The 255-nt window shown below is 37.3% G+C and carries 1 protein-coding gene; it reads right to left on the reverse strand.

Annotation, left to right across the window (positions count from 1 at the left end):
- The coding region (locus GBZ86_RS19125) for a carbohydrate-binding protein (protein WP_479690764.1) at positions 1-255 on the reverse strand (255 nt) is incomplete at both ends.

A 255-nucleotide genomic window follows, 5' to 3' on the forward strand; every position in this document is an offset into this window, starting at 1 on the left:
GTTTATTCCATCTCCATGGAACTTAATAGTGTTTATTCCACTATTTAAATTTACTGCCACAGTAAAGGTCTTAGCATCTCCTATGGACCATCCATTAGTTGGTGTTGGAGTGTAAACTTCTCCTGTGTTTGTTCCATTTATATCTATCTTTAAGTTTCTATTAGCATCTGCCCCTATATACTTCACTGCTAAATTATACTTTCCTGCAGCTGCTACATTTACAGTTAAGGTAGTTGCACCATCACTTGGTCCTCC

Source organism: Clostridium tarantellae (assembly GCF_009295725.1).
Lineage (GTDB): Bacteria > Bacillota > Clostridia > Clostridiales > Clostridiaceae > Sarcina > Sarcina tarantellae.